This is a genomic window from Alistipes sp. AF14-19 (genome assembly GCF_003461645.1).
In the GTDB taxonomy this organism is placed as follows: Bacteria; Bacteroidota; Bacteroidia; order Bacteroidales; family Rikenellaceae; genus Alistipes; species Alistipes shahii.
Window position 1 is genome coordinate 1 of record NZ_QTXM01000038.1, and the last position, 7285, is coordinate 7285.

Annotated in this window: 4 protein-coding genes; all 4 read left to right on the forward strand. The window is 62.0% G+C overall.

Translation table 11 applies throughout. The annotated features are described in order from the left end of the window. Positions 1-998: MFS transporter (locus DWW03_RS16110; RefSeq protein ID WP_118407048.1), on the forward strand; the 998-nt coding region annotated here is incomplete at its 5' end. Between the two features lie 5 nt (positions 999-1003). Next, positions 1004-2011, forward strand: a complete 1008-nt coding sequence (locus tag DWW03_RS16115; RefSeq protein ID WP_118407049.1) for a glycoside hydrolase family 130 protein — start codon at positions 1004-1006, stop codon at positions 2009-2011. Further along, positions 2011-4263, forward strand: a complete 2253-nt coding sequence (locus DWW03_RS16120) for a GH92 family glycosyl hydrolase (RefSeq protein ID WP_118407050.1) — start codon at positions 2011-2013, stop codon at positions 4261-4263. Before DWW03_RS16115 ends, DWW03_RS16120 begins: the two co-directional genes overlap by 1 nt. After that, positions 4264-7285 (forward strand): GH92 family glycosyl hydrolase (locus DWW03_RS16125; protein ID WP_118407051.1); only part of this gene is annotated, 3022 nt, incomplete at its 3' end.

The following is a 7285-nucleotide window of genomic DNA, read 5'->3' on the forward strand; positions in this document are numbered from 1 at the left end:
CGGTCAGTGTTGCTGTCTTTGCGGTCGTTGCCTTCAGCGGGGCGACGCACGACATCGCGGCCGACGGAGTCTACATGTCGGAGCTATCGCCTGCGTCCCAGGCGAAATACATCGGCTGGCAGGGGGCGTTCTACAACCTTGCGAAACTGGTCGCCACGGGCGGTCTGGTGTGGCTTGCGGGGTGGCTTTACGAGGGTTTCAGCACCTCGGGGACCGCATCGTTCGACGCTTATGTCCGTTCGTGGACGGTCGTTTTGCTGCTCCTGTGCGTCACGCTCGTTGCTTTGGGCCTTTACCATCTCCGCGCGCTTCCTTCAGGCGGCTCGGCTTCAGAAGGCCGCTCGCTGCGGGATGGCCTGTCGGGTCTGCGCGAGGTCATCGGCGCTTTTTTCACGAAGAGACACATCTGGTATTATATCGCCTTCATCATCCTGTACCGGTTGGGCGAGGGCTTCGTGATGAAGATCGTTCCGCTGTTCCTCAAAGCGGATACCGCATCCGGGGGCTTGGGTCTTACGAACCAGCAGATCGGCCTTTACTACGGGACTTTCGGCGCGGGGGCGTTTCTCATAGGCTCGCTTTTGGCGGGCTACTACATCGCCCGCCGAGGTCTGCGGCGCACTCTTTTCACGCTGTGCTGTATCTTCAACCTGCCGTTCGGGGTCTACGCCTTGCTTGCATGGTTCCAGCCTTCGAGCATGTGGCTCGTCGGCGGGGGCATCGTCGTGGAGTACTTCGGCTACGGCTTCGGCTTCGTGGGCCTCACGCTGTTTATGATGCAGCAGGTCGCTCCGGGACGTCACCAGATGGCGCACTACGCTTTCGCTTCGGGTATTATGAACCTCTCGGTGATGCTCACGGGCATGGCTTCGGGCTTTTTGAGCGATCTGATGAGCTACCGGATCTTCTTCCTCGCGGTGATGCTCGCCACCATTCCGGCTTTTGTGATCACCCGGCTGGTTCCCTTTACCTATGACGACAAACCAAACGACAAATAATTTATATGGATACACTGAAAATTGCGGGCTCGAATCAGCCCGATATGCCGTGGGAGGACCGTCCCGCCGGCTCCAAAGAGGTGATGTGGCGTTACACGCAGAACCCGATCATCGGGCGTCATGCGCTTTCGACGTCGAATTCGATCTTCAACTCGGCGGTCGTTCCCTTCAGGAAAGGCAAGTATAATTATGCGGGCGTTTTCCGGTGCGACGACACGAACCGCCGGATGCGCATCCACGTGGGCTTTTCGGTCGACGGCCTTCGGTGGGAGATCGAGGAGTCCGACTTCCGGCTGGAGGGTGCGGACGCCGAGATCGGCCAGTGGGTCTACGGCTACGATCCTCGCGTTGCGAAGATCGGCGACAAATACTACGTTACGTGGTGCAACGGCTACCACGGGCCGACGATCGGCATTGCGTGGACGGATGACTTCGAGACGTTCCACCAGCTTGAAAACGCATTTCTTCCCTATAACCGCAACGGGGTTCTGTTTCCGCGCAAGATCGGGGGCCGGTTCGCGATGCTGTCGCGTCCGAGCGACACGGGTCACACGCCCTTCGGGGACATCTTCTATTCGGAGAGCCCCGACATGGAGTTCTGGGGCCGCCACCGTCATGTGATGTCTCCCTCGGCGTTCGAGGTTTCGGCGTGGCAGTGCATGAAGATCGGCGCGGGCCCCGTTCCCATCGAGACCTCGGAGGGCTGGCTGCTGTTCTACCACGGGGTGCTTCGCTCATGCAACGGCTATGTCTACGCCTTCGGCTCGGCATTGCTGGATTTGGAGGAGCCGTGGAAGGTCACGGCCCGCAGCGGTCCCTACCTGATCTCCCCGCGCGAAACGTACGAATGCATGGGCGACGTTCCGAACGTTACGTTCCCGTGCGCTGCGCTGCACGACCCCGCGACGGGACGCGTGGCCGTCTACTACGGATGCGCCGACACCGTCACGGGCCTTGCGTTCGGCTATATCCCTGAAATTATCGACTTCACGAAGCAAAACTCGATCCTCTGATGCGACTGCGACGAACGCTGTTTACCTTGGCGCTCGCCGCAGCCGTTTTCGGCGCTGCGGCTTCTGCGCAGACCCCTGCCGACCGGGTCGACCCGTTCATCGGGACTACGAACTTCGGGACCGCGAACCCCGGGGCCGTCACGCCGCACGGGATGATGTCGGTGGTTCCGTTCAACGTCATGGGGTCGGAGGAGAACGTCTACGACAAGGACGCCCGCTGGTGGTCCACGCCCTACGAATACCACAACAAATTCTTCACGGGCTTCGCGCACGGCGCCTTGAGCGGCGTGGGGTGCCCCGAAATGGGGTCGCTGCTGACGATGGCCACGACGGGCCCTCTGACGGTGGATTACCGGGAGTACGGCACGTCGTACCGGGACGAAAAGGCCTCTCCGGGCTATTACTCGGTCTTTCTGGACAAGTACGGCGTCCTTGCCGAAGCCACGGCCACGGCGCGTACCTCGGCCGAGAGGTACACCTTTCCGGAAGGCACAGGGCATATTCTGTTAAATCTGGGCGAGGGGCTTACGAACGAGAGCGGCGCGATGGTTCGCCGGGTGAGCGCCACGGAGATCGAGGGCACGAAGTTGCTGGGGACGTTCTGCTACAATGCGCAGAAGGTTTTCCCGGTGTACTTCGTGCTTCGGGTTTCGAAGACTCCGAGTGCCGGCGGCTATTGGAAGAAGCAACGGAAGATGACGGGCGTGGAGGCGGAGTGGACGCCGGACAACGGGAGGTATAAACTCTACACGGAGTACGGGCGCGAGCTTTCGGGCGACGACGTGGGCTACTGGTTCTCCTTCGACGGCCTTGCGGCGGGCGAGCAGGTGGAGGTGCGCATGGGCATTTCGTATGTCTCTACGGAGAACGCGCGCAAAAACCTCGATGCCGAGCAGGCCGCGGACGCGCCGTTCGACGCCATCCGGGAACAGGCCCGCAAGGGCTGGAACGAGGCTCTGGGCAGAATCCGGGTCGAGGGCGGCGCCGAGCAGCAGCAGAGGGTGTTCTACACGGCGTTGTACCATGCGCTGCTGCACCCGAACCTCGTGAGCGACGTGAACGGCGAATACCCGCTGATGGAGCGTTCGGGCGAGACGGGCGTGACGGATGGCGAACGTTATACGGTCTTCTCGCTGTGGGACACCTGCCGCAACCTGCACCAGCTGCTGACGCTTGTCTACCCGGATCGTCAGCGGGAGATGCTGCGCTCGATGACGGGGATGTACGAGGAGTGGGGTTGGCTTCCGAAATGGGAGCTTTACGGCCGCGAGACCTTCACGATGGAGGGAGACCCTGCGATCCCGGTGATCGTCGACAGCTGGATGAAGGGCCTTCGGGATTTCGATGTCGCCAAGGCCTACGAGGCGATGCGCAAGTCGGCCACGACGCCCGGTGCGCAGAACCGCATGCGGCCCGACCTCGACCCCTATATCGAGAAAGGCTATATCCCGCTGGGATTCTATGCCAAGGACCTTGCGGGCGACACCTCCGTCTCGCACGCGCTGGAGTACTACATGGCCGACGCTGCGCTGTCGCTGCTTGCCGACTCGCTCGGACACGGGGACGACGCGCGTCTGTTCCGCGCCCGCTCATTGGGCTATAAGCGTTATTACAGCCCGGAAAGCGGGACTTTGCGTCCGCTCCATCCCGACGGAACTTTTTTAAGCCCCTTCGACCCGAAGGCGGGCGAGAACTTCACGGCGGCTCCGGGCTTCCACGAGGGGAGTGCGTGGAACTATACGTTCTACGTTCCGCACGACGTGGAGGGGCTTGCGAAGCTGATGGGCGGACGACGCAAATTCATCGACAAACTGCAAATGGTCTTCGACGAGGGATTGTACGACCCTGCGAACGAACCCGACATCGCCTATGCGTATCTTTTCAGCCGCTTCCGGGGCGAGGAGTGGCGCACGCAGCGGGAAACCCGGCGGCTGTTGGAGCGATACTTTACCACCGCCCCCGACGGCATCCCGGGCAACGACGACACGGGGACGATGTCTGCGTGGGCTGTCTTCACGATGCTGGGCCTCTACCCCGACTGCCCGGGCGAACCATACTACACGCTGACGTCCCCGACATTCGACCGGGCCGAAATCGACACGGAGCGGGGAACGCTGGTGATCGAAAAACACGGCGAGGGCTATATCGACCGGATGACGCTGGGCGATAAACCGCTGAAAAATTATCGTATCTTGCACGATGACTTGCTCAAGGGCGGCAAACTTACTTTCGAACTTCAAACTGGAAAATAGATGAAACTTACCGGATTATTATTCGCCGCGGCCCTGCTGGGCACGTGCACGCAGCCTGCCGCGGAGGAGAATTACACGCGCCATGTCGATCCGAAGATCGGCACAGGCGGCCACGGGCACGTCTTCGTGGGAGCCAACGTCCCCTTCGGCCTGGTGCAGGTGGGTCCGACGAGCATTCCGCAGACGTGGGACTGGTGCTCGGGCTACCATGCGAGCGATTCGACGGTGATCGGCTTCTCGCACACGCATTTGAGCGGCACGGGCATCGGCGATTTGTTCGACGTGACGGTCATGCCCGTCACGGGCGAGGTGACCTACGCCCGGGGCACGGAGGATGATCCGACATCGGGTCTTTGGTCCTATGCCGACCGGACCCAAGAAATTGCCCGGCCGGGCTACTATTCGGTTCCGTTGACGCGCTACGGCATCCGGGCCGAGCTGACGGCCACGGCGCGCGTGGGTCTGCACCGCTACACCTTCCCGGCGTCGGATGCCGCAGCCGTGGTCTTCGACCTGGAGAACGGGGGTTGCTGGGACAAGGCCACGGAGACGCATCTCGCAAAGGAGGGCGACCGGACGGTGACGGGCTGGCGCCACTCGACGGGCTGGGCCAAAGACCAGCGGGTCTACTTCGCCGCGGAGTTCTCGAAACCCTTCGAAAAATTCGAAACCATCGGCGATAACTACGCCCGGGCTTCGTTCCGTACAACCGACGGGGAACAAGTGTCGCTGAAAGTCGCTTTATCGCCCGTAAGCGTGGAGGGCGCTCGGGAAAACCTCGCGGCGGAGCTTCCGGGGTGGGATTTCGAAGAAACGGCGAAGGCCGCCGACAAGGCGTGGAACGATGAATTGTCGAAGGTGAAGATCGAGACGGAGGATGAAACGTCGAAGCGCATCTTCTATACGGCGCTGTATCATACGATGGTGGCTCCGTCGCTCTTCTGCGACGTGAACGGCGACTACTACGGTTCGGACCATGCGATCCACCGCAACGCCGATTTCACGAACTATACGACCTTCTCGCTGTGGGACACCTACCGGGCCGCAATGCCGCTGATGACGGTGCTGCATCCCGAGAAGATGGCCGACATCGTGCAGACGATGCTGACGATCTCTGACGAGCAGGGGCGGCTTCCGGTGTGGCACCTGTGGGGCAACGAGACGGACTGCATGGTGGGCAACCCGGGCATTCCGGTTGTGGCCGACGCCATCGTGAAGGGCATCGGGGGCTTCGACCGCGAAAAGGCCTTCGAGGCGATCCGTAAGACGGCCATGAATCCCGACCGGGGCAACGGCCTGCGCATGGAGTACGGCTACATCCCGTGCGAGATGTTCAACGAGGCCGTGGCCTATGACATGGAGTACGCTTTGGCCGACGGCGCGGCGGCGCGTGCCGCCGAGACGCTGGGCAAGGCGGAGGATGCGAAGTATTTCGAGGAGCGCAGCCATAGCTACCGCAACTATTTCGACCCTGCGACGCGCTTTATGCGGGGCCGGGATTCGAAAAAAGGCTGGAGGACGCCCTTCAATGCGTTCGCCTCGACGCACCGCGCCGACGACTACTGCGAGGGCAACGCCTGGCAGTACACCTGGCTGGCTCCGCACGATGTCAAGGGCCTCGAAGGGCTGTTCGGCTCACGTGCGAAGATGATTGAAAAGCTGGATTCGCTCTTTACGGTAAGTTCGGTCATCGAAGGCGGCGAGACCTCGCCCGACATCTCGGGGCTGATCGGCCAGTACGCCCACGGCAACGAACCGAGCCACCATATTTTGTACCTCTATACGATGCTGGGGCAGCCGTGGAAGACGGCCGGCAAGGTCCGCGAGGTGCTCACGACGCTCTACCACGACCGGCCGGACGGATTGTCGGGCAACGAGGATGTGGGTCAGATGTCGGCGTGGTACGTTCTTTCGTCGCTGGGAATGTACGAAGCCGAACCTGCGGGAGGGCGCTACTGGTTCGGATCGCCGCTCTTCGACCGGGCCGAAGTGAAGGTCCCGAGCGGTGTGTTCACGATCACGGCCGAAAACAACTCCGCTGCGAACAAATATATCCAGCGTGTTTGGCTCAATGGTCAACCCTACACGAAGCCTTGGATCGGTCATGCCGACGTGATGAAGGGCGGGGAGCTGCGCTTCGAGATGGGGGCCGAAGAGAAGGTGTGGTACTGCCCCGACGAACCGGAGGCGTACGCCGACCAGCGGCCCGCGGAGGAGCAGCGGCTTTTTAAGTCGGAAGCGGTAGAGGGGGAGATCGCCCGCGTGTGCGGTCTTCTGACCAACGAACGCCTGCGGTGGATGTTCGCCAACTGCTTCCCCAACACGCTCGACACCACCGTACACTACGGCGAGGACGAGGCGGGCAATCCCGATACCTACGTCTACACGGGCGACATTCCGGCCATGTGGCTGCGCGACTCGGGGGCGCAGGTGTGGCCCTACGTGCAGTTGTGTAAGGAGGACCCGGCGTTGCGGAAGATGATCGCGGGGGTGATCCGCCGCCAGCTGAAGCTGATCAACATCGACCCTTATGCCAACGCTTTCAACGTCGCGCCGACGGGGGCGCACAACAAGACGGATTTTCCGCAGGCCGACCCGATGGTCTTCGAGCGCAAGTGGGAGATCGACTCCCATTGTTATCCTCTGCGCCTTGCGCACCACTACTGGAAGACCACGGGCGACACGTCGGTCTTCGACGGGGAGTGGACCTCGGCGATGCGCAACATCGTGAAGACGCTGCGCGAACAGCAGATGAAGGAGGGTCCGGGCGATTACACCTTCCTGCGCACGACGGACCGTCAGCTGGACACCCGCTGCCATGTGGGGCGCGGCAACCCCGTGAAACCCGTGGGGCTGATCGTCTCGGCGTTCCGCCCCTCGGACGACGCCACGACCTTCGGATTCCTCGTGCCGTCGAACTTCATGGCCGTCACGTCGCTGCGCAAGGCTGCCGAAATCCTGACGGCGGTGAACGGCGAGCGGGAGCTTGCCGCCGAGTGCACGGCGCTGGCCGACGAGGTGG